Annotated in this window: 22 protein-coding genes; 11 read left to right on the top strand and 11 right to left on the bottom strand. The window is 67.8% G+C overall.

Annotated elements, in window-relative coordinates; genetic code table 11:
• Positions 1 to 81: 81 nt before the first annotated feature.
• From H4F99_RS11820 to H4F99_RS11810, 3 genes are all read right to left on the bottom strand, one after another.
• Positions 82 to 636 (bottom strand): GNAT family N-acetyltransferase, encoded by a 555-nt coding sequence (locus H4F99_RS11820; RefSeq protein ID WP_343064206.1) that lies wholly within the window; start codon positions 634 to 636, stop codon positions 82 to 84.
• A 37-nt stretch (positions 637 to 673) separates the two neighbouring features.
• Positions 674 to 1,837, bottom strand: coding sequence for an acyl-CoA dehydrogenase family protein (locus H4F99_RS11815; protein ID WP_182669950.1), 1,164 nt, complete (start codon positions 1,835 to 1,837; stop codon positions 674 to 676).
• Positions 1,838 to 2,072: 235 nt separating this feature from the next.
• Positions 2,073 to 2,879: a glycine zipper 2TM domain-containing protein gene (locus tag H4F99_RS11810; protein WP_246371952.1), complete on the bottom strand. Its 807-nt coding sequence runs from the start codon at positions 2,877 to 2,879 to the stop codon at positions 2,073 to 2,075.
• Between the two features lie 167 nt (positions 2,880 to 3,046).
• On the opposite strand from H4F99_RS11810, the gene H4F99_RS11805 reads away from it, so the two are divergent.
• Together H4F99_RS11805 and H4F99_RS11800 are read left to right on the top strand one after the other, a co-directional pair.
• Entirely contained in the window at positions 3,047 to 3,277 is a 231-nt protein-coding gene (locus H4F99_RS11805; RefSeq protein WP_182669949.1) for a DUF6116 family protein, read from the top strand.
• 12 nt (positions 3,278 to 3,289) lie between these two features.
• On the top strand, positions 3,290 to 4,081 hold the full coding sequence (locus tag H4F99_RS11800; RefSeq protein WP_182669948.1) for a TatD family hydrolase: 792 nt from the start codon (positions 3,290 to 3,292) through the stop codon (positions 4,079 to 4,081).
• On the opposite strand, the gene H4F99_RS11795 is transcribed toward H4F99_RS11800, so the two are convergent.
• A complete protein-coding gene (locus H4F99_RS11795; protein ID WP_182670082.1) occupies positions 4,059 to 4,883 on the bottom strand; it encodes a ThiF family adenylyltransferase in 825 nt (274 codons plus the stop codon). The genes H4F99_RS11800 and H4F99_RS11795 overlap by 23 nt on opposite strands.
• Before the next feature lie 130 nt (positions 4,884 to 5,013).
• On the opposite strand from H4F99_RS11795, the gene H4F99_RS11790 reads away from it, so the two are divergent.
• On the top strand, positions 5,014 to 5,466 hold the full coding sequence (locus tag H4F99_RS11790) for a cytochrome c (protein WP_182669947.1): 453 nt from the start codon (positions 5,014 to 5,016) through the stop codon (positions 5,464 to 5,466).
• A 106-nt stretch (positions 5,467 to 5,572) separates the two neighbouring features.
• A complete protein-coding gene (locus H4F99_RS11785) occupies positions 5,573 to 6,049 on the top strand; it encodes a glycine zipper 2TM domain-containing protein (RefSeq protein ID WP_182669946.1) in 477 nt (158 codons plus the stop codon).
• A 127-nt stretch (positions 6,050 to 6,176) separates the two neighbouring features.
• On the opposite strand, the gene H4F99_RS11780 is transcribed toward H4F99_RS11785, so the two are convergent.
• Positions 6,177 to 6,386, bottom strand: a complete 210-nt coding sequence (locus H4F99_RS11780) for a cold-shock protein (RefSeq protein ID WP_141518587.1) — start codon at positions 6,384 to 6,386, stop codon at positions 6,177 to 6,179.
• 233 nt (positions 6,387 to 6,619) lie between these two features.
• Between H4F99_RS11780 and H4F99_RS11775 the strand changes: the two genes are divergently transcribed.
• The 3 genes from H4F99_RS11775 (at position 6,620) to H4F99_RS11765 (ending at position 9,314) form a co-directional block, all read left to right on the top strand.
• Positions 6,620 to 7,105, top strand: a complete 486-nt coding sequence (locus H4F99_RS11775; RefSeq protein ID WP_182669945.1) for a DUF456 domain-containing protein — start codon at positions 6,620 to 6,622, stop codon at positions 7,103 to 7,105.
• Positions 7,106 to 7,121: 16 nt separating this feature from the next.
• A complete protein-coding gene (locus tag H4F99_RS11770) occupies positions 7,122 to 8,285 on the top strand; it encodes a phospholipase A (RefSeq protein ID WP_182669944.1) in 1,164 nt (387 codons plus the stop codon).
• Between the two features lie 72 nt (positions 8,286 to 8,357).
• Positions 8,358 to 9,314, top strand: a complete 957-nt coding sequence (locus H4F99_RS11765; RefSeq protein WP_182669943.1) for a patatin-like phospholipase family protein — start codon at positions 8,358 to 8,360, stop codon at positions 9,312 to 9,314.
• 3 nt (positions 9,315 to 9,317) lie between these two features.
• Here H4F99_RS11765 and H4F99_RS11760 read toward each other — a convergent pair whose 3' ends face one another.
• Positions 9,318 to 9,953 carry a glutathione S-transferase family protein gene (locus H4F99_RS11760; protein ID WP_182669942.1) on the bottom strand — a complete coding sequence of 212 codons (636 nt, stop codon included), beginning with the start codon at positions 9,951 to 9,953 and terminating at the stop codon, positions 9,318 to 9,320.
• Positions 9,950 to 11,470, bottom strand: coding sequence for a FumA C-terminus/TtdB family hydratase beta subunit (locus tag H4F99_RS11755; RefSeq protein WP_182669941.1), 1,521 nt, complete (start codon positions 11,468 to 11,470; stop codon positions 9,950 to 9,952). Before H4F99_RS11755 ends, H4F99_RS11760 begins: the two co-directional genes overlap by 4 nt.
• Before the next feature lie 184 nt (positions 11,471 to 11,654).
• Here H4F99_RS11755 and H4F99_RS11750 point away from each other — a divergent pair, with 184 nt between their 5' ends.
• From H4F99_RS11750 to H4F99_RS11740, 3 genes are all read left to right on the top strand, one after another.
• On the top strand, positions 11,655 to 12,284 hold the full coding sequence (locus tag H4F99_RS11750; RefSeq protein WP_182669940.1) for a trimeric intracellular cation channel family protein: 630 nt from the start codon (positions 11,655 to 11,657) through the stop codon (positions 12,282 to 12,284).
• A gap of 78 nt (positions 12,285 to 12,362) precedes the next feature.
• The gene (locus H4F99_RS11745) at positions 12,363 to 14,228 is read left to right on the top strand and encodes an ABC transporter ATP-binding protein (protein WP_182669939.1); all 1,866 of its coding nucleotides are present in this window, start codon (positions 12,363 to 12,365) and stop codon (positions 14,226 to 14,228) included.
• Between the two features lie 97 nt (positions 14,229 to 14,325).
• The gene (locus H4F99_RS11740) at positions 14,326 to 15,120 is read left to right on the top strand and encodes a ferredoxin--NADP reductase (protein ID WP_182669938.1); all 795 of its coding nucleotides are present in this window, start codon (positions 14,326 to 14,328) and stop codon (positions 15,118 to 15,120) included.
• 7 nt (positions 15,121 to 15,127) lie between these two features.
• Here the strand turns inward: H4F99_RS11740 and H4F99_RS11735 are convergent, their stop codons facing one another.
• The 4 genes from H4F99_RS11735 to H4F99_RS11720 form a co-directional block, all read right to left on the bottom strand.
• Entirely contained in the window at positions 15,128 to 15,511 is a 384-nt protein-coding gene (locus tag H4F99_RS11735) for a hypothetical protein (protein WP_182669937.1), read from the bottom strand.
• A 13-nt stretch (positions 15,512 to 15,524) separates the two neighbouring features.
• Complete coding sequence (locus H4F99_RS11730; protein ID WP_182669936.1) at positions 15,525 to 16,013, bottom strand: glutathione peroxidase; 489 nt, start codon at positions 16,011 to 16,013, stop codon at positions 15,525 to 15,527.
• Between the two features lie 84 nt (positions 16,014 to 16,097).
• Positions 16,098 to 18,392 carry a TonB-dependent receptor gene (locus tag H4F99_RS11725; protein WP_182669935.1) on the bottom strand — a complete coding sequence of 765 codons (2,295 nt, stop codon included), beginning with the start codon at positions 18,390 to 18,392 and terminating at the stop codon, positions 16,098 to 16,100.
• A 239-nt stretch (positions 18,393 to 18,631) separates the two neighbouring features.
• Positions 18,632 to 20,704, bottom strand: coding sequence for an amidohydrolase family protein (locus H4F99_RS11720; protein WP_182669934.1), 2,073 nt, complete (start codon positions 20,702 to 20,704; stop codon positions 18,632 to 18,634).
• Between the two features lie 202 nt (positions 20,705 to 20,906).
• On the opposite strand from H4F99_RS11720, the gene H4F99_RS11715 reads away from it, so the two are divergent.
• On the top strand, positions 20,907 to 23,117 hold the full coding sequence (locus H4F99_RS11715; RefSeq protein ID WP_182669933.1) for a M3 family metallopeptidase: 2,211 nt from the start codon (positions 20,907 to 20,909) through the stop codon (positions 23,115 to 23,117).
• The last annotated feature ends 80 nt before the right edge of the window (positions 23,118 to 23,197 follow it).

The following is a 23,197-nucleotide window of genomic DNA, read 5'->3' as shown; positions in this document are numbered from 1 at the left end:
CCTCCCCTCGGGAGGCACGTGCGAGCGGAAACGCTCAGGCGAGCGGCTGGGCCATGGGATGCAGGCCGGCTGGCGCGGGGTTCATCGCGCGGTGCGCCGTGCGTCCCACTGCGCGCGCGACTGGCCCCAGACGTCGACCTCATGGACATCGAGCGGCGGCGGCAACGTCGCCGGGCCGCGCCGCGTGGAGCCCAGGCGCCGCGCGACGTCCTGCGAAGCCGTGTTGGCAGGCGCGATGCAGTGGATCACCTCTGACCATCCAAGATTCGCGAATGCCCAGTCGATCGCAGCCGCGCAGGTCTCGGTGGCGTATCCCTTTCCACGCGCATCCGGATGGAAAGCGTAGCCGATCTCGTTGCCTGGCCAGCCATCGGGTCGCCAAGGGCCCGCCTGCCCGACCCACGAACCGGTTGACTTCTCGATCACCGAGAACATGCCGAAGCCCTGGAGCAGCCATGCGCCCGGCATCTGCAGGAACCGTCGCCAGGCGTCGCCGCGCGGAAGTGGCCCGCCAATGTGGTGGGTGCTTTCGTCGGCGAACATCCCGGCGAACCGCTCGAAGTCCTCGACCCGCGGCACGCGCAGCACCAGGCGGTCGGTCTCGATGACCGGACTGTCAATGATCCTGATACCCACCCTGGACCTCCCATGCCCTGCTGCGACGAGCCTGCCGTCAGAACGCGTTGATGCCGGTCAGCTCGCGGCCGATCACCAACTGGTGCACGGTCTCGGTGCCCTCGTACGTGATGACCGACTCCAGGTTCAGCGCATGGCGGATCGCCGCGTGTTCCGTGGTGATGCCCGCGCCGCCGAGCAGGTCGCGGCACTCGCGGGCGATGTCGATCGCCATCCGGCAGTTGTTCCACTTGGCGAGGGACACCTGTGCCGGCTGCATGGCACCCGCGTCCTTCAGGCGGCCCAACTGCAGCACCAGAAGTTGCGCGAGCGTGATGCGCCGGGCCATCTCGGCCATCTTGATCTGTGCGCTCTGGGTGGCCGCCACGGGGCGATCGAACAGAATGCGCTCACCGGTATAGGCCAGCACCTCCTCCAGGCACGCGGTCGCCGCGCCGATCGGGCCCCAGGTGATGCCATAGCGTGCCTGCGTCAGGCAGCCCAACGGCCCTTTCAGGCCCTTGACATTCGGCAGGCGATTGGCCTCGGGCACGCGCACGTTGTCGAAGTAGAGTGCGCTCGTCACCGAGGCGCGCAGGCTCATCTTGTGCTTGATTTCCTGTGCTTCGAAGCCCGGTGTTCCCTTTTCGACGACAAAGCCCTGGATCCCGTCGTCGGTCTGCGCCCACACGATCGCGATATCGGCCAGGTTGCCGTTGGTGATCCACATCTTGGAGCCATTGAGCACCCAGTCGTCGCCGTCGCGGCGCGCATGGGTCTTCATGTTGGCCGGGTCGGACCCCCCGTGCGGCTCGGTCAGGCCGAAGCAGCCGATCACCTTGCCGGCCGCCATGTCCGGCAGCCAGCGCATGCGCTGCTCCTCGGAGCCATAGGCGAAGATCGGATACATGCACAGCGAGGACTGGACGCTGACGAAGCTGCGGATGCCCGAATCGCCACGCTCCAGCTCCTGGCAGATCAGGCCATAGCTCACCGCGTTGAGGCCGGCGCAGCCGTACTGTTCGGGCAGCGATGAACCGAGCAGACCGAGGCCGGCGATGTCCTCCACCAGCTCGCGTGGAAACCGCCCCTGGTCGAACGCGTCGCCGATGATCGGCAGGACCCGCTCGTTGGTGAACCGCGCCACCGTGTCCTGCACGGCGCGCTCCTCTTCGCTCAGGAGGGAACGGACGTCGAACAGGTCATGCGGGTTAAGGGCCATCGGAGCACTCGGGCGGTGGGCGTGAACCCATTCTATCGGTCAGGCATCGCGCCAGGCAGCCGGCAGATGGCCGATGTCGCAGCCGCAACCGGCCAAAGCGACGAAACCGTCCTGCGTATTGCCCAGCCGGCCACGTCATGCGCAGAACCGGGCCCGAGGCCGCGCAACCGGCGCCGCAAAATGGAACGGGGCCGGCATTGCCGACCCCGTCAAGCACATCAAGCGGGCGGGCGGATCAGCCGCGCGTGCCGCCGGGGCCGGCATCCGCGACCTGGGTCACGACCTTGCCGTCGATGACCGGCAGGCGGTCGCCCGGCTCCTCGTCCATCTGCACCGTGGCCTCGCGTCCGTCGTAGCGGTAGGTCACGTCGTACGCGACCACCACGTCTTCGTCGCCCAGCAGGATGCGTTCGCCCGGCTTGCTGTCGAGGCGCTTGGTACCGGTCGAGCCGTCGGGCGCACGATAGGTGACGTCGTAACCGACGACGCGGGTGGTATTCGAGGTGTCGGTGACGGTGCGGCACTGGCGATCGGTCCGCTCCACCACCTGGCCACCCACATGGTTGCGGTCGACGCGGTTGCCGATATAGCCACCGGCCGCGGCGCCGGCCGCGGTGGCGACCTTGCGACCGTTGCCACCACCCACCTGGTTGCCGATCACGCCGCCGATGATCGCGCCCGCCACCGTACCGCCGACGTTGCCGTCGCGCTCGGGCAGGCGCTCCTGGACGACGACGTCCTCGCAGACCTGGCGCGGCGAAGAGGTGGTGCTCGTCTCGCGGACCGTATCGGTGCCGATCACCGCCGCGTACAGCGGCTGCTTCTCGGTGACGGGCGCGACCGACACGACATCCGCATAGGCGATGCCGCCGATGGCGGTGTCGACGCGATCGTCGTTGCCGTCCAGCGCCGAGGCGCCATCCGCCCCGTCGAAAGAGACCTCGTCCGGGCGGCTGTCGCCGCTGAAGCTGTTGTACGCCGCGACGGCGATGCCGCCAACCAGCAGGGACGCCAGTGCAACTGCCAACATGCTCTTGTTCATCAGGGCCTCCATGGGAACGGGAATGATTCCCGCGTTGTTGTCTGGCTCGATTCGAGCACTGCGAACCTGAACGAGGGCGTAGCGCTCCGGTCTTTGTTCAGCAAGCGTGATGGGCTTCGCGTTCGCGTGGTAGCGTGGCGTCATCGCACGGCTGGAGCACCCCCGTCATGGCCAATCCCCTGCTGGGCCCTTTCATGGTCTGGGCACGCAAACTGCGCCATCCCACGCTGTTCAAGCTGACGGCCGTCGCGTTCGCGATCAGTGTCCTGTGGCCCTTCGACCCGATTCCTTTCATCGATGAGATCGTGCTCGGCCTGGGCACGCTGCTGCTCGCCAACTGGAAAGACCGCAAGCGGGTCGACGATCGCGTCATCGACGGCGAATCGTCCCGTCCCTGACGCTCGGCACGCATGGCCCCGACGGCCACCTCCATGCTGGTCGACTCCCACTGCCACCTGGATGCCGCCGCATTCGACGCGGACCGCGAGGCCGTAATCCAGCGGGCGCGCGAGGCCGGGGTGAGGCGCCAGGTGGTCCCGGCCATTACCGCGGCGCGCTGGCCGGGCCTGCGCGCCGTCTGCGGGGAGGCATCGGGGCTGTTTCCCGCCTATGGATTGCACCCGATGTTCATGGCGGAGCACCAGCGCTTGCACCTGGCCGAACTGGAGGCCTGGGTGGAGCGCGAGTCGCCGGTGGCCATAGGCGAATGCGGACTCGACTTCTTCATCGACGATCCTGACCGCGATGCCCAGGCTTTCTATTTCGACGCCCAGCTCCGGCTGGCGCGCGACACCGGCCTGCCCGTCATCGTCCATGCGCGGAAGGCCGTCGACGAGGTGCTGGCGGCCATCCGACGCCTGGGACCCTTGCAGGGGGTCGTCCACAGCTTCTCCGGAAGCGAGGAACAGGCGCGGCGTCTGTTCGACCTCGGGTTCCTGATCGGCCTGGGCGGGCCCGTCACCCACGAACGCGCGCGCCGCCTGCGCCGGCTGGCGGCCGCGATTCCGATCGACGGCCTGCTGCTGGAAACCGACGCCCCCGACCAGCCGGACGCGGGCATCAAGGGGCAACGCAACGAGCCGGCCCGGCTGCCCCGGGTGCTGGACTGCATCGCCGAGCTGCGCGACGTGCCGCGCGACGAGATCGCCGCCGCGACGACCCGCAACGCCGAGCGGTTGTTCAGGCTTCCGCCGACGCCGTGACAGGCTCGCCGGGAACGCGTCGTATCAGGAGAAGCTCAAGCAGGCGTGCCACCGCAGCGAAGGCGAATGCGCCGGTCACGTGCGTCGCGGCACCAAGCCCCCCGCCGCAATCGAGCTTGAAACCCGCTTCGCCACCCGCCTTCGGACGCACGCCGCTGACAGTGCCATCGGGCTGCGGGTACTGGACGTTTTCCAGCGAGTAGACGGCCGGGACGCTGAAATAGCGCGCGGGGGCGCGGGGGAAATTGAACTCTGCACGCAGCTTCTTCCGGATCAGCGCCAGCATCGCATCGTGTTCGGTGCGCGACAGGTCCCGCACGCGCACCTGGGACGGGTCGGTCCGTCCGCCGGCCGAGCCCACCACCACCAGCGGCAATCGGCGGCGCCTGCACCAGGCGATCAGCTCGACCTTGCTCCGGAAGCTGTCGCAGGCATCGAGCACGACGTCGAAACGGTTCTCCAGCAGCTCCGCGACATTGCCCGCGGTGAGGAAGCCTGGCACGGCATCCACCGCGACGCCCGGGTTGATGGCCTTGCAACGCTCGGCCATCGCATCGACCTTGGAACGTCCGTACTGCCCCGCCAGCGCCGGCAACTGCCGGTTGGTATTGGAGACGCACAGATCGTCCGCGTCGATCAGAGTGAGGTGGCCGACACCGCTGCGCACCAAAGCCTCCACCGCCCAGGAGCCCACGCCGCCTATCCCCACGACCGCCACCCGGGCCGTGGAGAAACACTGCAGGGCACCGTTGCCGTAGAGACGGTCGATGCCCCCGAAACGCTCCCGCCAGCCTTCGGGCACGGGGTCGCGGGAGAGGGGGCAGTTGGGCGGATCGCCTGGGTTCTGGTCCATGCCGGCCATTTTATGGGCAGCGCACGGATGCGCCACGCCCGCGTGCTATCTTGGCTCGCATCACAATGGAGGCCAGGCCATGAACGACACCCAGCCCGACACCCCTGCAAGCGCCAAGCCCGCCAGCAATGCGTCGAAGTACCTCTTCATGGTGATCCTGGGCCTCGTGCTGGGTGCGATCGCGACGGTGATGGTCGTACGTGCGATCGAATCCCGGTCGGACCCGTTCCCCGATGCCGTGATGAATGTCCAGCAGTGGCACCTCGGCAAGCTCCGCGGCAATGTCGACGCCAACCGCTGCGGCGCCACCGACACCCTGCCCCACGTCCGCGCCCTGCGCGAGATGGCCAACGACCTGGACCCGGCCTTCCCCGACCTGCGCGACGACGCGCGCTTCTCCAAGGCCTCCAGCAGCATGCGGGCGACCCTGGATACCGCGCTGGCGACGCCCCCGCTGAACTGCGCCGGCGTGGAGAAGCTCGTCGCCGACATCGGCGGCGCGTGCAAGGCCTGCCACCAGGATTTTCGCTGAGCCGTCACGCCGCTGAACCGCGTCCGCGACGATTGACCGCACGTTCATCGGCCCGTTCGGAGCATGGGGGCGCGGCATGTGCCGCCCCCATCCGACGGAGGCCTGCATGAAACAATCGACGTCCACCCTTTCCGTGCTCGGCCTGGCGGCTGCCAGTGCACTGGCGCTTAGCGGCTGCGCCACCTCAGGCTACGGCAGTGGCGGGAGCAGCTATGGCAGCCCGTCTTCGTACGGCACGCCGGCCCGCTGTTACGACTGTGGCGTGATCACCGGCATCCAACCCATCCGGACGCAGGGCGCTCCCTCCGCCACCGGCGCGATCCTCGGCGGCATTGTCGGCGCCGTCGCCGGGCGTGAGCTGGCCGACGACGAAAGCAAGGGGCGCCGCAACACCGCCACCGTGGCGGGTGCAGCCGCGGGTGCGGCGGCGGGCAATGCCATACAGAGCGCGAACGAAACCCGCTACGACGTGCAGGTCCGCATGGACGACGGTCGCAGCGCCCGGGTGACGGTCGACAGCATGGGCGGACTGCAGGTCGGCTCGCCGGTGCGCGTCAGCAACGGCCGCCTCCTGGCACGGTGATGGCGCGCCGGCTCGCGCATTGCTGGGCCGCTGGCCCCCGCAGCGAATCGGCCCCCTTAACGAAGAAGACCCGGCTCAAGGCCGGGTCTTCCGTCCGCTCCCGGCCAAGGCCGGGGACGGGTCGGTCTTACAACGGCTCGACCGCGTCGGCCTGCAGGCCCTTCTGGCCCTGGACCACGGTGAAGCTGACCTTCTGGCCTTCCTGCAGGCTCTTGAAGCCCTGGGTCTGGATGGCGCGGAAGTGGACGAACACGTCTTCGCCATTCTCGCGGCTGATGAAGCCGAAGCCCTTGGCATCATTGAACCACTTGACGGTACCGGTTTCGCGATCGGACATTTTTGACTTGCTCCTTGGAACGTAGGGTGGACATCGCGGTTTGCGAGGTGCTGGTTGCAAGGAGGAAGCGAGGTGCAACGATGTAGCGGATCAATGATCAACCGCATCAGGCCACGATTCACGGTGACCCTGGCAAACGCAGCATCCGCAAATTACCCCGCACCATGTGAAAATGCAATCGGCTCGCATTCGCTCCCGACAAGCGCGCCACAGACACTTCCGGACGGCTGACGTTGGACATCCAAACGCTCTATTACACGCTCGCGGCACTCCTGATTGTGATCGGTATCGCCGGCACCGTGCTGCCGGCATTGCCCGGCGTGCCACTGGTTTTCATCGGCATGTTGCTGGCGGCATGGGCAGGCGATTTTGCCCACGTAGGCTGGATGCCTCTGCTGGCATTGGGCCTGATGACCGTGTTGTCCCTGCTCGTGGACGTGCTGGCCACCGCGCTGGGCGCCAAGCGCGTCGGCGCGAGCCGGCTCGCGATCATCGGCGCCATGGTCGGCACGATCGTGGGCCTGTTCTTCGGCCTGGTCGGGATATTCGTCGGTCCGTTCGTGGGCGCCGTGCTGGGCGAACTGATCCACGGACGACGCGTGGGCCACTCGGCGCGGGTCGGTATCGGCACCTGGCTGGGCATACTGGTGGGCACCGTATTCAAGATCGGCCTGGCATTCGCGATGCTAGGCCTCTTCGTTCTCGCACTTTTCTTCTGATGCTGTCCGGACCGGAATGACACCTCTCTCCCGTACCTGCTTCTACAGTCCCCTGCTCGCGATCGCGCTGCCGCTTCCGGCCGTCGCCCAGGTCGCAGGCGTCCCCGCACCGGGGGCGTCTGCCTGCGTGTCCATCGAGACGGACGCCGAACGCCTTGCCTGCTACGACCGCGCGCTGGGCCGCGGCTCACGCAATGCGGAGCAGGCCGATATCGCCGCGCGCGAGGCACGCGCGATCCAGGACAACCTTGCGGTCGGCGAGGCCGTCGTCCCGGATGCGACGCCCGCGGCCAGCGCCCCCTCCGCAGGCAGCGAGCTGTACCCCCACGACGACGCGCTGCAGCAGGCCATCGCGAATGCGGGCCAGGGGTCCCTGCTCGACAGCCGGTGGGAGCTCGCCAGCAACTCCAAGCTGGGCATCTTCAACTTCCGTGCGTACAAGCCCACGTACCTGCTGCCGGTGTTCTGGACGACCTCCGTGAACGACACGCCGGAGTCCCCGAACTCCGCCAACACGGTGACGGAGCCGATCGGCCTGCAGGACCTCGAGGCGAAGTTCCAGCTGAGCTTCAAGATGAAGGCGTGGGAGAACCTCATCGGCGAGAACGGCGACGTGTGGCTGGGGTACACCCAGAGTTCGCGCTGGCAGGTCTACAACGGTGACATCTCGCGCCCGTTCCGGGAGACCAACTACGAGCCGGAAGTCATGCTGGTCTTCCGCAACAACTACGAGGTTCTCGGCTGGAACGGCCGCCTGGCCGGAATCGGCTTCAACCACCAGTCGAACGGGCGCGCGGATCCGCTGTCCCGCAGCTGGAACCGCGTGGTTGGACAGGTCGGTTTCGACCGCGAGGACTGGTCGCTGGTGGTGAGGCCGTGGTGGCGCATCGACGAAGATGCGGGCGACGACAACAACCCCGATATCGAGGATTACGTCGGACGCGGCGACGCCACCCTCGTCTACGTGCACGGGGGGCACCAGTTCTCGCTGACCGGACGGCACTCGCTGCGCGGCGGCGACCGCTCCCATGGCTCGCTGCAGTTCGACTGGGGCTTTCCCATCCACAACAACCTGCGCGGGCACCTGCAGGTGTTCGACGGGTATGGCGAGAGCCTGATCGACTACAACCACCGGGCGACCTACATCGGCCTGGGCGTGTCGATGCTGGAATGGTACTGACGGCGACGCGCTAGACTGGGTGCGCAGGGGTTGCAAGGGCGGCGCTGCAGGGCGCTGCCAGGGAGGCATGCCATGAAGATCCGTCGCATCCTGTCGCTCGATGGCGGTGGCATTCGCGGGCTGGTCAGCAGCCTGTGGCTGTCGGGGGTGGAAGACGCCATGAAGCAGGCGGGGAAGCCGGGACTGCTCAAGCACTTCGACCTCATGGCCGGCAGTTCGACCGGCGCGCTGGTGGCCTGCGGCCTGGCGGTAGGCCGTTCCCCGGACCAGCTCGCGGCGCTGTACCGCGCGCAACGGCACACGATATTCCCGGGCATGACGGGTCGCCTCTGGTCCCGTGCGTCACGCCTCCTGAGCGACGGCCCGTCAGCGCCCCGGTACGATGGCAAGGGGCTCGAGAAAGTGCTGAAGAAGGTTTTTGGCGACACGACGCTCGGCCAGGCGCGCATCCCCCTGCTGATCACGAGCTACGACACGCTCAACCGCACGCCGGTGGTCTTCAAGAGTTTCAAGCCCGCCCACGCCGCGCTGCCGATGTGGGAAGTCTGCCGCGCATCCACCGCGGCGCCTACGTACTTCCCCGCGCACGGCATGACCGTGGAAGGCTACAAGTGCTCCCTGATAGACGGGGGCATCGTGGCCAACAATCCGACCGCCTGCGCGATCGCCGAAGCCATGCGGAAGGACCGGGCCCTGGACCGCGCGCACGACCTGGTGGTGCTGTCCATCGGTACCGGCGAACGCAACCGGCCGATCCCGCTCAAGGACGCGCGGGAGTGGGGCGCGCTCGAATGGGCCTCCCCGATCATCGACGTCCTCTTCGACGGCAATACCGATTCGGTCGATTACATCGCGCGACATCTGGTGGGCGATGGCTACTACCGGATGCAGGCCGAACTCACGCCGGGCCTGGACGACCTCGACGACGTCAGCGACACCAACGTGGCGGGACTGGAGTCGATGGCCCGGACCTACCTGCTGCAGGCCAGCACGCGTCGCATGCTGCGCGAGCTGGTGGGCAAGCTCTGACGCTCAGGCCCAGTCGTCGAGACCCTCGCGAACGTAGACCTCCCGGAACGCCGGGCGGTCCTTCATCCGCCGCGCCAATCGGCCCAGCGCGGGCCAGCTGTCCGCCGGGCGTGGCATGTTGCGCGACCAGCGCATCAGCATGGTGAGCACGAAGTCGGCCGCGGACGGCTGCTCGCCCAGCAGGCATGGACCGTGGGTCGCCAGGTGGGCGTCGAGCTGGTCCCATGCGGCTTCGATCGTCGCCCTCGCCCGCTCCCGGACTTGATCGATGCACGCCTCACCGGCCGGTTCGGCGGGATAGAACCACGCACGGAACGCCGGCATCAGGGTATAGGCGCAGAACATCATCCAGCGGTAGTAAGCGGCGCGCGCGGGGGTGCCGGCTTCCGGCGCCAGCCACGCTTCCGGGTGCAGGTCGGCGAGGTGCATCGCGATGGCAGCGGACTCGGTCAGCGCCTGGCCGTCGATCACGAGGGTCGGAACGCGTCCCTGCGGATTCACGGCAAGGTACGCCGCCGACTTCTGCTCGCCCTTGTCGAAATCGAGCATGACCAGCTCATGGTCGATGCCGAGCTCGATCAGCAGCCAATGCACGACCAGCGAGGCGGTGCTGCGCGATCCATACAGGACCGTGCTCATGCGGGCTCCACCACCACCGGGATCTTGCCGATGCGGGCCTGCCACTCGCGTGGGCCGGTGCGATGCACCGATTCCCCGGTCGCATCCACGGCCACGGTGACCGGCATGTCCTTGACCTCGAACTCGTAGATCGCCTCCATGCCGAGGTCCTCGAACGCGAGCACCTTGCTGGCCTTGATCGCCTTGGACACCAGGTAGGCCGAGCCACCGACCGCCATCAGGTAGACCGCCTGGTTGTCGCGGATCGCGTCGATCGCCGCCGGGCCACGCTCGGCCTTGCCGACCATCCCCAGCAGGCCGGTCTGCTCCAGCATCTGCCGGGTGAACTTGTCCATGCGCGTGGCCGTCGTCGGACCGGCCGGGCCGACCACTTCGTCGCCGACCGGATCAACCGGCCCGACGTAGTAGATGAAGCGGCCCGCCAGGTCGACCGGGAGGGACTCGCCCCGGTTGAGCATGTCGACCATGCGCTTGTGGGCGGCATCGCGGCCGGTCAGCAGCTTGCCGTTGAGCAGCAGCACTTCGCCTGGCTTGAAGCTCACGACCTCTTCGCGGGTGATCGTGTCGAGGTCGACACGGCGCGCGTTCTGCGGGTTGTAGGTCAGCGACGGCCAGTCCTCAAGCGACGGCGGGTCCAAGGCGACCGGACCGCTGCCATCGAGGGTGAAATGCGCGTGGCGGGTCGCCGCGCAGTTGGGGATCATCGCGACGGGCAGGTTGGCCGCGTGGGTCGGATAGTCCTTGACCTTGATGTCGAGCACCGTCGTCAGGCCACCCAGCCCCTGCGCGCCGATCCCCAGCGCGTTGACCTTTTCAAACAACTCCAGGCGCAGCTCTTCGGCCCGGTTGGATGCACCGCGGGCCTTCAGGTCGGTGATGTCGATCGGCTCCATCAGCGATTCCTTCGCCAGCAGCATCGCCTTCTCCGCGGTGCCGCCGATGCCGATGCCGAGCATGCCCGGCGGGCACCAGCCGGCGCCCATGGTCGGGACGGTCTTCAGCACCCAGTCGACGATCGAGTCGGAGGGGTTGAGCATGGCGAACTTGGACTTGGCCTCCGAACCGCCGCCCTTGGCCGCGACGATCACGTCCACGGTATTGCCCGGGACAACCTTGACGTTGACGACGGCCGGCGTGTTGTCCTTCGTGTTCTGGCGCCTGCCCGCCGGGTCGGCCAGCACGCTCGCACGCAGCTTGTTGTCGGGGTGGGCATAGGCGCGGCGGACGCCCTCGTTGACCATGTCCTCGACGCCCATCGTCGCGTCATCCCAGCGGACGGCCATGCCGATCTCGAGGAAGACAGTGACGATGCCGGTGTCCTGGCAGATCGGACGGTGCCCCTCCGCGCACATGCGCGAGTTGATCAGGATCTGCGCCATCGCATCCTTGGCCGCCGGGGACTCCTCCAGCTCGTACGCGGCGGCGAGGTTCCGGATGTAGTCGACCGGGTGGTAATAACTGATGTACTGCAGGGCGTCGGCGACGGACTGGATGAGGTCGTCCTGGCGGATCGACACGGGCGTACTGGAGACGGGCTGGCGAGCGGTCACGGCGTCGGCTGGCTGGCGTGTGGGGGGCATATTCTAGCGCGGCGCCTGGCCCCTGGCCCTTGAGCACGGGGATCAACGAAGGCGTACGCCCGAACGGGATGGTTTCGACGATCACGCGTAACGGCGTACGCGGCTGGGGCACAATGGCTGCATGCACCTGCTGCTGCTCGTCCTCGACCTCGTCGGCACGTTCGTGTTCGCGCTTAGTGGCGCCATGCTCGGCGCGCGCCGCCGCCTCGACCTGTTCGGCGTGCTGGTCCTGGCGTTCGCCACGGCCAGCGCGGGCGGCATCCTCCGCGACCTGCTGATCGGCGCGGTGCCCCCGGCGGCGCTCAGCGACTGGCGCTACCCCGCGATCTGGCTGAGCGCCGGACTGCTCGCTTTCCGCTGGAGCCCCCTGATCGAACGGATGCAGCATCCGGTCCGGGTGTTCGATGCCCTGGGACTGGCCGTGTTCGCGGTCGCGGGGGCGGACAAGGCCCTGGATGCCGGGATCTCCCCCATGATGGCGCCTTTCCTGGGCATGCTGTCCGGCATCGGCGGCGGCATCCTGCGCGACGTGTTGCTGGCCGAGGTGCCACTGGTGCTGCGCGCGGAACTCTATGCCGTCGCGGCCCTGTCCGGTGCCAGCGTGGTCGCGCTCGGCCACGCCCTCGCCCTTCCCGACACGATGACCGCGATGGCCGGCGTACTGCTGTGCTTCTGCCTGCGCCTGGCGGCGCTCAGGTACGGCTGGCACCTGCCCCGCGCCCTGAAGGCGCCGGTGGACCGCCCCGACTGAACCGCGCCGTCGCGGGCGGCGGGCTCGCATCCGGCGACACGACGCTACACTGCGCGCACGCCGGTCCAGGAGGGCTCCATGCACGCCACGGCATCCCCGCCACAGTCGCCGCGCCCCAGCCTGCGCGAGCGCTTCGATGCATTGCGCAACCTGCCCCCCTTCCTCAGGCAGATCTGGCAGGCGAGCCCGGGGCTGACCCTGATGACGCTGGGCCTGCGCCTGATCCGCGCCGTGCTGCCGGTCGTGATGCTGTACGTGGGCAAGCTGATCATCGACGAGGTCGTGGCGCTGGTGGAGACCGGGGCCGTTGCAGCAGCCTTCGACGATGCCTGGCGCAGCGGGCAGTTGCGGCCACTGGGCTGGCTGCTCGCCGCGGAGTTCGGCCTGGCGATCGCATCCGACCTGATCGGCCGGCTGGTGTCCTACGGGGACGGCCTGTTGTCGGAACTGTTCACCAATGCCACCAGCGTGCGGCTGATGGAGCATGCGGCCACCCTGGACCTGGAGGACTTCGAGGATCCCGACCTGCAGGACCGGCTCGACCGCGCGCGACGCCAGACCATGGGCCGGATGAACCTGATGAGCCAGCTGTTCGGCCAGGCCCAGGATGCCATCACCGTCGCGACCTTCGCCGCGGGACTGCTGGTCTACGCGCCGTGGCTGATCGTACTGCTGGCGATCGCGCTGGTGCCGGCGTTCGTGGGTGAGTCGCACTTCAACGCGCTGGGCTATTCGATCAATTTCGCATGGACCCCCGAGCGCCGCCAGCTCGAGTACGTGCGGCAGATGGGCGCCAGCGTGGAAACCGCCAAGGAGGTGAAGATCTTCAACCTCCACCGCTTCCTGGTCGCCCGCTACAGGGCACTGGCGGAGCGGTTCTACCTTGCCAACCGCTCGCTGGCGAGGCGCCGCGCCGCGTGGGGCACGCTGCTCGCCGCCCTCGGTTCGCTGGGCTACTACGTGGCGTACGCGTACATCGCGTGGCGCACGGTGCGCGGCGACTTCAGCATCGGCGACCTGACCTTCCTCGCCGGGAGCTTCCTGCGCCTGCGGCAACTGCTCGAGGGCCTGCTGGTCGGCTTCTCGCAGGTCGCGGGACAGGCGCTGTACCTGGACGACCTGTTCTCCTTCTTCGCGATCGAGCCGGAGATCACCTCCCCGCCCGATCCGCGCCCGGTGCCCGTGCCGATCCGCGAGGGCTTCGTGTTCGAGAACGTCGGCTTCCGTTACCCCGGGGCGGAACGCTGGGCGCTGCGCGGCCTCGACTGCGAACTGCGCGCGGGCGAAGTGCTGGCCCTGGTCGGTGAGAACGGGGCGGGCAAGACCACTTTCGTCAAGCTGCTGGCGCGCCTCTACGATCCCGACGAGGGTCGCATCCTGCTGGACGGCCACGACCTGCGGGAGTACGACCTGGACCAGCTCCGGGCGAACATCGGGGTGATCTTCCAGGACTTCGTCCGCTACCACCTGACCGCCGGCGAGAACATCGGCGTCGGGCAACTGGACGCGATGGACGATGCGCCCCGCATCCGGGAAGCGGCGCGCCGAGCGATGGCCGACGAGGTCATCGAGGCCCTGCCGCAGGGCTATGACCAGGTGATCGGACGACGTTTCAAGACGGGCGTCGACCTGTCCGGCGGCCAGTGGCAGAAGATCGCCATCGCGCGCGCCTACATGCGCGACGCGCAGGTGATGATCCTCGACGAGCCCACTGCCGCCCTCGATGCCCGTGCCGAGTTCGAGGTCTTCAAGCGGTTCAAGGAACTCTCCGACCAGCGAACCGCGGTGCTGATTTCCCATCGATTCAGCAGCGTGCGCATGGCCGACCGGATCCTGGTGCTCGCCGAGGGCCGGCTCGAGGACAGTGGCACCCATGAAGCCCTGATGGCGGCGGGCGGTCGTTATGCCGAACTGTTCGAACTGCAGGCGGCCGGCTACCGCTGACGGCCCCACGCCTGCGCCCTCTGGCCTTTCCGACAGGGCACGCGCGGAGGCATTCGCGTAGAATCGCGGTTTTCGCCCACCCCCACCCCACACGCCCATGTCCGCAGCCTTCGGCACCGAGACCGTGCTGGACGTCCGCCACTGGACGGACGACTATTTCAGCTTCACCACCACCCGTGACGATGGCTTCCGTTTCGAGAACGGGCAGTTCGTGATGATCGGGTTGGAGGTCGAGGGCAAGCCGCTCCTGCGCGCCTATTCCATCGCCAGCGCAAACTGGGAAGAACAGCTCGAGTTCTTCAGCATCAAGGTGGCCAACGGGCCGTTGACCTCGCGCCTGCAGCACATCCGGGCCGGCGACAGCCTGCTCATCGGGCGCAAGCCCACCGGCACGCTGCTCATCAGCGACCTGCATCCCGGCCGCAACCTCTACCTGCTGGGGACCGGCACCGGCTTCGCGCCCTGGCTCTCGGTCATCAAGGATCCGGAGACCTACGAGCGGTTCGAAAAGGTCGTGCTCTGCCACGGCGTTCGCGAAGCGAAGGACCTCGCGTATCGCGACTACATCGTCAACGAACTGCCCCGCCACGAACTGCTTGGCGACATCCTGCGGGACCGCTTGCTGTACTACCCGGCGGTCACCCGGGAGCCTTTCACGTTCCAGGGCCACGACCACCGCGGGCGCATGACCGACCTGATGGCCAGCGGCCAGATGATGGAGCACCTCGGCATCGAGCCATTGGACGCGGAACACGACCGCGCCATGGTATGCGGCAGCCCCGCCATGCTGGCGGACTTCAGGGCCCTGCTCGATGGCCGCGGATTCACCGCCGCGCCGCGCATCGGGACGCCGGGCAGCTACGTCTTCGAGCGCGCGTTCGTCGAGAAGTAGGCTCGCGTCAGCCGGTCCCGTACTGCAACCAGACGCGTGCGGTCGCTGCATCGCCGAACACGCGGATCTGGTACCCCCGCTCGCGGGCAAGTATCTCCGCCATCTCGACCTCGGGGATCTGTTCGGGATCGGATTCCACGTAGGCCACGCGGACCCCCTCGAAGCCCTGTCCCACCAGCGCGTCCACGAGGAGCATGAGTTCGTCTGGCGGGGGCACCGCGCCCTCCATCTGGTCGATCACCAGCAGCGCCTTGGGCGTCAACCGCCGGACTTCGCTCGCGATGTCCTGCCAGTACGCCAGGGTCGTCGACAGCAGGCCGTTCACGCCTGACACGCGCGCCGACAGCGTGCCTGCGTGGTGTTCGTACTCGATCGTGTAGGGGCGTTCCATGCCTCGGTCTCCGTCAGTCCGTTCCGAGTGCCCGTTCGATGTCGCCACGCAGCTGTCCGGGCTTGGTCGTCGGGGCATAGCGCTCGATGACCTGCCCGTCGCGCCCGACCAGGAACTTCGTGAAGTTCCATTTGATCGCATCGATGCCCAGTACCCCACCCTTCCGGGACTTCAGCCAGCGCCACAAGGGGTGCGCGTCGTCGCCATTGACCTCGACCTTCGCCGAAAGCGGGAATGAAACGCCGTAATTGAGCGAACAGAATTCACGGATCGCTGCCGCGTCGCCCGGCTCCTGGTGTCCGAACTGGTCACAGGGAAAGCCCAGCACCACGAGGCCACGCGGACCGTAGTCGTGCCAGAGCTGCTCCAGCCCCTCGTACTGCGGCGTGAAACCGCATTTCGATGCCACGTTGACGATCAACAGGGGCTGGCCCCGCCATGCATCCAGGGGCAGCGCATCGCCGTCCAGCGCGGTGGCGTTGAAATCATAGGCGCTCGTCATGGGCAGAACATCCGGGGCGGCAAGGCCGCAGCATACCCCGCCACGGCCCTCCGGTCTCCCCTCTCGGAAACGCCTTCCGCGATGTCAGAAGCTCGCCTTGAACTCGACGCCGTACAGGCGCGGCTCGTTGATGAAGCCGGTGAGGTTGTTGAAGTCGATGCCACCGACCGCCTGCACCTCGTCGAGGATGTTGCGACCGAACACGGCGACGTCGTACTGGCCGTAGTTCCAGTTGTACCCGAGGCGCAGTCCGCCCTCGACCAGCGACTTGCCGGTGAACTCCTCGGATTCGTAGAGGAAGAAGTTGACCTCGCTGCGGTAGGACCAGTCGGTCAACGCGTAGAACTCGCCGTTGTCGGTGGGCAGTCCCCAGCGCAGGGTCAGGTTGTGGCTCCACTCCGGCGCCTGCGGCAACGGGTTGCCGTCGATCAGGGCCTTGCCCGCCGCGTCGAGCGGGTCGGTCACCGTGCAGGCGGCGCAGACCGAGACCGCCAGGTCGCGGTCCTCGATCTCGGTGTCGTTGTAGCTGCTGCCCAGGGTGACCAGCAGGTTGTCGGTCAGCCAGGCCTGCATGTCCAGCTCGAACCCGCGGCCGGTGCTCTTCTCGGCATTGAGCAGGATGTTGGCATTGGCGCTGCCGCCGACCGCGGTCAACTGCTGGTCCTTGACCTCGTAGTAGAAGACACCTGCATTGATGCGTGCGCGGTTATCCCAGAAATCGGCCTTCAGGCCCGCCTCGATGGCCGTCGAGGTCTCCGGCCCGGCGACTGACTTGGCGTTGAAGGCACCTGCGGCCTGGATGCTGCTGCCGCGGTAGCCGGTGGCGACGCGGGCGTACACGTTCAGGTCCTCGTTGACCGCCCAGGTGCCCGACAGGTCCCAGCTCAGTTTGTTGTCTTCGGGCGAGGCCGACAGGTCGCCGTCGGGCTCGGCGGCCGCCAGGTCGGCGATCGTGCACAGGCCCGCCAGCACGCACCCCGCGAAGGTGTTGTTCCAGTACTCCTCGACGGTCAGGTCCTTCTCGTCCCACGTGTAACGCAGGCCACCGCGCAGCTCGAATGCGGGCGTGACGGACCAGGTCGCAGCCGCGAAGACCGCCCAGGAGTCGTTGGTCTGGCGGACACGTTCATAGCCATCCTGGATACCACCGGCCAGCGAGTCGTAGCTGAAGCTCTCGACGTCGTAGTCCTCGGCGAAATAGAACAGGCCGGCCTGCCAGTCGAACGCCGTGCCGGTATTCGACTCGATGCGCAGCTCCTGGGTCCACTGCGAGTGGTCCGGGATGCCGTCGGCCGTCTCCGACGCGAACGGGATCACCCCCGGCCCGGACACCGGCAGGAACACCGCGCCATAACCACCATCGATGTCGCCGCGGCTGTAGGTCTCGACGGACTCAAAGCCGGTGATGGAGTGGAGGGTGTACCCGTCCAGTTCCCAGCGCAGGCGCGCACTGCCGCCGAAGCTGTCGAGTTCGGAGTGGTTGTATCCGTCGACCGAAACCTCTTCCGGGTCGAAACCGTCGACGAGGTCGTTGCTGCCGGGCTTGAAGATGTTGGCGCGGAACAGCCGCGCAGTGCCGTTGAGATGGCGCGCATGCGCGTTCAACAGCGCCTCGAACCCGTCACCTTCATACAATGCCTGCAGGCGCGCGGCGGACTCGTCGTAGCCCTCGAAGCCATCATTCGGGCCGTCGAAGGTGTTCTCGACCCAGTCGTCGCGGCGCTGGAACAGGGCCGACGCGCGGCCCGACCAGCGCTCGCCGAGTCCTCCGCCCACCGCACCCTCGAAGTTCACCATGCCATCGCTGCCGTAGCCGAGCTTGCCGTAGCCGCTGGCATCCTGGTCCGGACGCACCGAGTCGAACTTGACCACGCCGGCGGGGCTGTTGCGCCCGAAGAGCGAGCCCTGCGGGCCGCGCAGCACCTCGACCTGCTGCAGGTCGAACATCGGGAAGCCCTTGAGGATCGGGTTCTCCTGGACCACGTCGTCATAGACCAGCGAGACCGGCTGCGAGGTGTTCAGGCGGAAATCGGTGTTGCCGTAGCCCCGGATGTAGAAGCGCGGGAAGGCGCGGCCGAACGAGGACTCGACGTTGAGGCTGGGCACGCGCCCGGACAGGACGCGCACGTCGCCGCCGCTGGAACCCAGGACGTCCAGTTGCTCGGCCGTCACCGCGGTGATCGACATCGGCACGTCCTGCGCGTTCTCGACCTTGCGCTGGGCGGTCACCACCAGGGTGTCGAGGGTCTTCGCTTCACCGGTCTCCGCGGTGGCGCCGGCGGGATCCTGGACCTGGGCACCGGCATGCCCGCCGATGAACAGCGTCGAGGCGATGGCGATCGAAAGGGAATGGCGGACAAGGGCGCAATGGGACGTCATGGGGGCCTCGGCGGGGTCGACGGGAGCGGGAGGACAGTCTGGGAGGTGGGAAACGCGCCGGCAGGCCTCTCCGGGCACGCGTGGCGTCGAGGTCAGGACCGTCCCCTGACGGCCCGGGCGCTGCAGGGCACCCACGGTTTTCGCGTGTCGGGCCAGATGTTACCGCATCGTTAAAGTTTGCGTACCGTGGCGTATGCGCCACCGCTGGACCGGGTCGCCCCTGCCCCTTTGCCCCCAGATCAGCGGTCGGCCGCCTGCAGCCGCAAGGGTGCCGCGAAGGGCCTGATCCCCAGCGCCTCGTGGATCTCGCTGGGGTAATAGGCCTGGTCACCCTGCAGGACGAGGGCCACCTGCCGGATGGCGCCGATGTCCACCGTCGGGTCGCCCTCCACCAGGATCAGGTCCGCCCGCTTGCCGACCTCGATCGAGCCGCGGTCATCCAGCACGCGGGCATACCGGGCGGCGTTCCAGGTGGCGGTCTGCAGGGCTTCCGCCGGCGTCAGCCCGGCCTGCACGTACAGCGCCAGTTCCCGCTGCAGCGTGAACCCAACGATCTCGTCGGTACCGGCCACGACCGGCACCCCGGCGGCATGCGCACGTCCGACGAACTCCACCAGCTTGGCGAAGCTGCGGTCGTACCGCGCCGCCGTCGCATCGTCCGGGATGTCCATCTCCGCCGCACGACGCTGGCGCTGGATGTCGGGCGGGAGGTGGTCGGCGACATCCGCGACCACACCGGACATCTCGCCATCGCGCTGGTGCAGGAACTCGAAGGTCGCCAGGGTCGGGTCGATCACCACGTCGTGCTCGACCAAGCTGTCGATGAAGTCCCGCACCGGCGCGCTGTCCAGGTCGAGGCCGGCGGTCTTCTCGGCCACCAGGTAGAAGCGCTCGAGCGTGCGGGTATCGGTGGTGTCCGTGACGAAGAAATTCAGCAGCAGCTGGTTGATGTGCTGGATCTCGTCGAAGCCGGCGTCGACCACATCCTGCGCGCGCATGAAGGCCGGCACGTGTCCGCTCACCCGCAGCCCTTTCTGGTGCGCGTAGGCCACGGTCTCCGGCAGCACGTCCTTCGGAAAGGAGTTGTAGATCTTGATCTGCGGGTAGCCATGCGCGGCGTACCAGTCGATGGCCTCCTTCGCACCTGCCAGGTCGCTGACGACGAAGCCGTTGCGCGCGGAAAAGTCGCTCTCGCCTTCCAGGAAGCCGGCAGTGACGATGCGCGGCATGATCATGCGGCCCGCTTCGGCATCCTTGCGCAACTGCAGCAGGGTCTCGTTGTCGTTGCCCATGTCGCGGACGGTGGTGACGCCGCTCGCAAGGTTCAGCCCGCCATCCCACCGGCCGACGTGTCCATGGCTGTCGAACAGCCCGGGCAACAGCACGCGCCCGCCTGCTTCGACGACCTGGTCGGCGGGCGCCTGCTCGCTCCCTGCGTCGCTGATCGATACGATCCGGCCCTGCTCGACCAGGATGTCGTGGACGCCTCCCAGCCGGGCGTGTTCGCTGTCGAACACCCGGGCATTGCGGATCAGGAGCGTCCCCGGCACCGGATGGGCCAGGCGTGAACGCATCTCGGCGAGGACCTTGCCTTCGGCAGCCTTCTGCCGTGCCTCGAGCGCATCGGCATCCGACTCCCAGCCCTGTTCGATGATCTGGACCCAGCCCGGTGCGATGAAGGCGAACAGGCGCGGGGCCTCGCCGGTGGTGGTCCATGCGAAGGTCGGCGTCAGGCCGAGGCCGGTCAGCGCAACGAGCTGCACGTCACGGCGCGTCCCGTCCCGGCCCACGCTGGCGACCTCCACCGGCCGCATGGTCAGGGTTCCGCCCGGGATCAGCGGCAGCTTTCCGTCGAGACGCTTCGACAGCGCCTGGATGGCCACGGACAGGACCGCCGGCGAGCCGCCCAGGGGGGCGTACTGCGCGCCGTCCGGCACCGGCTGCCGCCCGTCGTCGGAGGTCGACGTCCAGCGGGCGATGCCGTCGACGAGCTCGAAGGACTCCTCGACCGGGGCCCCGAAGGTCGACGTGCCATCCACGCGGTAGCTGCGGAAGGTGCCGTCGGGCGCGAGCGTGTAGCGCTCCTTCAACTCGGGCCCGCGGCCGTTGTCCTTGAAGATGAACTCGACCTCCACCGAGCCGTCGGCCTGCGGCGTGACGACCTGCTCGCCCGCCTGCCGTCCGTCGTCGACCAGCGCCACGTAGCGCAACGGCCCGGCTGCGGCCGCGGGCAGGGCCAGGCCGGCCAGCAGGATGCCGAGGTGGAACAGGCGGCCAGCGCCGCGGGCCCTTCGGGGATGCAAGTCGTTCATGGCTGCACGCTCCAGTGATGACGACGCCCGCGCTGCGTCCCCGGCGTCCCGTACGGCGACGATGCCGCAAGCACGGGCGCGCCTCAAGTGCCGTGCCGCATCGCAACATGGACAGGGGCGGTCGGGCCATGCCTTTCGTCATGCGTGCGCCGAGCGCCGCATCGGTTAGGCTGGCTGGATACCCATGACAAGGTGCGTTCCGATGAAACACCCGCTCGTACTGGCCGTGGCCGTGGCGCTTGCTGCCGTCGCCGCTCCCACCCCCGCCCAGACTGCCGATACCGGTACCGCCGTGAGCCAGACCGCCAATCCGTTCTTCTCCGAAAGCCCACTCCCGCTGCACTACCCGCAGTTCGACCGGATCAAGGACGCCGATTTCGCGCCGGCATTCGACCAGGGCATGGCCCGGCACCTGCAGGAGATCGAGGCGATCGCCAACAACCCGGAGGCCCCGAGCTTCGACAACACCATCCTCGCGATGGAGAAGAGCGGCGACGTCCTCGACCGCGCGACAACCGTGTTCTTCAACCTGGTCGGCACCGATACCAACGACACCCGCAACGCGCTGCGCGCGGAGTACGCACCGAAGTTCGCGGCGCACCAGGACGCGATCAGCCTGAACGGCAAACTGTTCGAGCGCGTGGACACCCTGTACAAGCAGCGTGATTCGCTGGGCCTGGACGCCGAGGGCGTGCGACTGATCGAGCGTTACCACACCGGTTTCGTGCGTGCCGGCGCCAAGCTCGATGATGCCGACAAGGCGAAGCTGAAGGCGATGAACGCCGAGATGGCCCAGCTCGGCACGCAGTTCAGCGACAACGTCCTGAAGGAAGTGAACGCTTCGGCGGTGATCGTCGACGATGTCGCCGAGCTCGATGGCCTGACCGAATCGCAGATCGCCACCGCCGCGCGCATCGCCAAGGAGCGCGGGCACGATGGCAAGTACGCGATCACCCTGCTCAACACCACCGGGCAGCCGCCGCTGTCGCAGCTGAGCAACCGCGGACTGCGCCACCGCATCCACGAAGCCTCGGTCAACCGCGGCAGCAACGGGGGCGAGTTCGACACCACCGCCATCGTCTCGCGGATGATGACGCTGCGCGCCGAGCGCGCCAACCTGCTCGGATATCCGAACCACGCTGCCTACGGCCTCGAGGACCAGACCGCCAAGACGCCGGAAGCGGTGAACGCGATGCTCGGCCAGCTGGCGCCGGCGGCGGTCGCCAACGCCCGTCGCGAGGCCGCCGACCTGCAGGCCATGATCGACGAGGAACAGACCGCCAAGGGCATGCCGAGCTTCAAGCTCGAGCCATGGGACTGGGCCTACTACACCGAGAAGGTGCGCGCGGCGAAGTACGACTTCGACGAGTCGCAGCTCAAGCCCTATCTCGAAATGAAGAACGTGCTTGAGAATGGCGTCTTCTTCGCGGCCGGCAAGCTGTACGGACTGTCCTTCAAGCAGCGGACCGACCTGCCGAAGTACCACCCGGACACCTGGACCTACGACGTCTTCAACGAGGACGGCAGCCAGCTGGCGATCTTCATCTTCGATCCGTACGCGCGTGACTCCAAGCGCGGTGGCGCATGGATGAACTCCTACGTGTCCCAGTCCGGTCTGTCCGGCGACAAGCCGGTGGTGGCCAACCACCAGAACATTCCCAAGCCGCCGGCCGGCGAGCCGACCCTGCTGACCTGGGACGAGGTCACCACGATGTTCCACGAGTTCGGCCACGCGCTGCATGGCATGTTCTCGGACGTCCAGTACCCGTACTTCAGCGGCACCAGCGTTCCGCGCGACTTCGTCGAGTACCCCTCGCAGGTCAACGAGATGTGGGCCGACTGGCCGGAGATCCTGGCCAACTACGCCAAGCACTACCAGACCGGTGCCGCCATGCCGCAGGCGCTGCTCGACAAGGTGCTGGCGACCTCGAAGTTCAACCAGGGCTTCGCCACCACCGAATACCTCGGTGCGGCGATGCTGGACCAGCGCTGGCACCAGATCGGCGCCAGCCAGGTGCCGGCGGCCTCGGGCGTGATGAAGTTCGAGTCCGACGCGCTGTCGGCGGACGGGATCAACTACGCGCCGGTGCCGCCGCGGTACCGGACGCCCTACTTCAGCCACATCATGGGCGGCTACTCCGCCGGCTACTACGCCTACATCTGGTCCGAGGTACTGGACGCGAACAGCGTGCAGTGGTTCGAGCAGAACGGTGGCCTGACCCGCGCCAACGGCGACCACTTCCGCAGCACGCTGCTGTCGCAGGGCGGCAGCCAGGACGCGATGAAGCTGTTCCGCGACTTCGCCGGACACGACCCGCAGATCGAGCCCCTGCTGGTCAAGCGCGGACTGGCGCCGGAAGCCGACGACAGCGCGGTCCCGGGCGCGGAGCCCGGCCCGGCCGACGCCGAGTAAGCATCCGCCACTACCGCAGGTGATGCGACGCCGCCCGGGAAACCGGGCGGCGTCGCGCTTTCCGGCCGCCACGCCGGTCG

The organism is Marilutibacter penaei (assembly GCF_014145395.1).
GTDB classification, from domain to species: domain Bacteria; phylum Pseudomonadota; class Gammaproteobacteria; order Xanthomonadales; family Xanthomonadaceae; genus Marilutibacter; species Marilutibacter penaei.
The sequence above is the reverse complement of the archived record's forward strand: the minus strand, read 5'-3'. Positions and strand labels throughout refer to the sequence as shown.

Coding starts and splice junctions, on each gene's coding strand:
- H4F99_RS11815 (WP_182669950.1), bottom strand. CDS start 1,837: ATGGCCCTTAACCCGCATGACCTGTTCGACGTCCGTTCCCTCCTGAGC.
- H4F99_RS11810 (WP_246371952.1), bottom strand. CDS start 2,879: ATGAACAAGAGCATGTTGGCAGTTGCACTGGCGTCCCTGCTGGTTGGC.
- H4F99_RS11805 (WP_182669949.1), top strand. CDS start 3,047: ATGGCCAATCCCCTGCTGGGCCCTTTCATGGTCTGGGCACGCAAACTG.
- H4F99_RS11800 (WP_182669948.1), top strand. CDS start 3,290: ATGGCCCCGACGGCCACCTCCATGCTGGTCGACTCCCACTGCCACCTG.
- H4F99_RS11790 (WP_182669947.1), top strand. CDS start 5,014: ATGAACGACACCCAGCCCGACACCCCTGCAAGCGCCAAGCCCGCCAGC.
- H4F99_RS11785 (WP_182669946.1), top strand. CDS start 5,573: ATGAAACAATCGACGTCCACCCTTTCCGTGCTCGGCCTGGCGGCTGCC.
- H4F99_RS11780 (WP_141518587.1), bottom strand. CDS start 6,386: ATGTCCGATCGCGAAACCGGTACCGTCAAGTGGTTCAATGATGCCAAG.
- H4F99_RS11770 (WP_182669944.1), top strand. CDS start 7,122: ATGACACCTCTCTCCCGTACCTGCTTCTACAGTCCCCTGCTCGCGATC.
- H4F99_RS11765 (WP_182669943.1), top strand. CDS start 8,358: ATGAAGATCCGTCGCATCCTGTCGCTCGATGGCGGTGGCATTCGCGGG.
- H4F99_RS11760 (WP_182669942.1), bottom strand. CDS start 9,953: ATGAGCACGGTCCTGTATGGATCGCGCAGCACCGCCTCGCTGGTCGTG.
- H4F99_RS11750 (WP_182669940.1), top strand. CDS start 11,655: ATGCACCTGCTGCTGCTCGTCCTCGACCTCGTCGGCACGTTCGTGTTC.
- H4F99_RS11745 (WP_182669939.1), top strand. CDS start 12,363: ATGCACGCCACGGCATCCCCGCCACAGTCGCCGCGCCCCAGCCTGCGC.
- H4F99_RS11740 (WP_182669938.1), top strand. CDS start 14,326: ATGTCCGCAGCCTTCGGCACCGAGACCGTGCTGGACGTCCGCCACTGG.
- H4F99_RS11735 (WP_182669937.1), bottom strand. CDS start 15,511: ATGGAACGCCCCTACACGATCGAGTACGAACACCACGCAGGCACGCTG.
- H4F99_RS11730 (WP_182669936.1), bottom strand. CDS start 16,013: ATGACGAGCGCCTATGATTTCAACGCCACCGCGCTGGACGGCGATGCG.
- H4F99_RS11725 (WP_182669935.1), bottom strand. CDS start 18,392: ATGACGTCCCATTGCGCCCTTGTCCGCCATTCCCTTTCGATCGCCATC.
- H4F99_RS11720 (WP_182669934.1), bottom strand. CDS start 20,704: ATGAACGACTTGCATCCCCGAAGGGCCCGCGGCGCTGGCCGCCTGTTC.
- H4F99_RS11715 (WP_182669933.1), top strand. CDS start 20,907: ATGAAACACCCGCTCGTACTGGCCGTGGCCGTGGCGCTTGCTGCCGTC.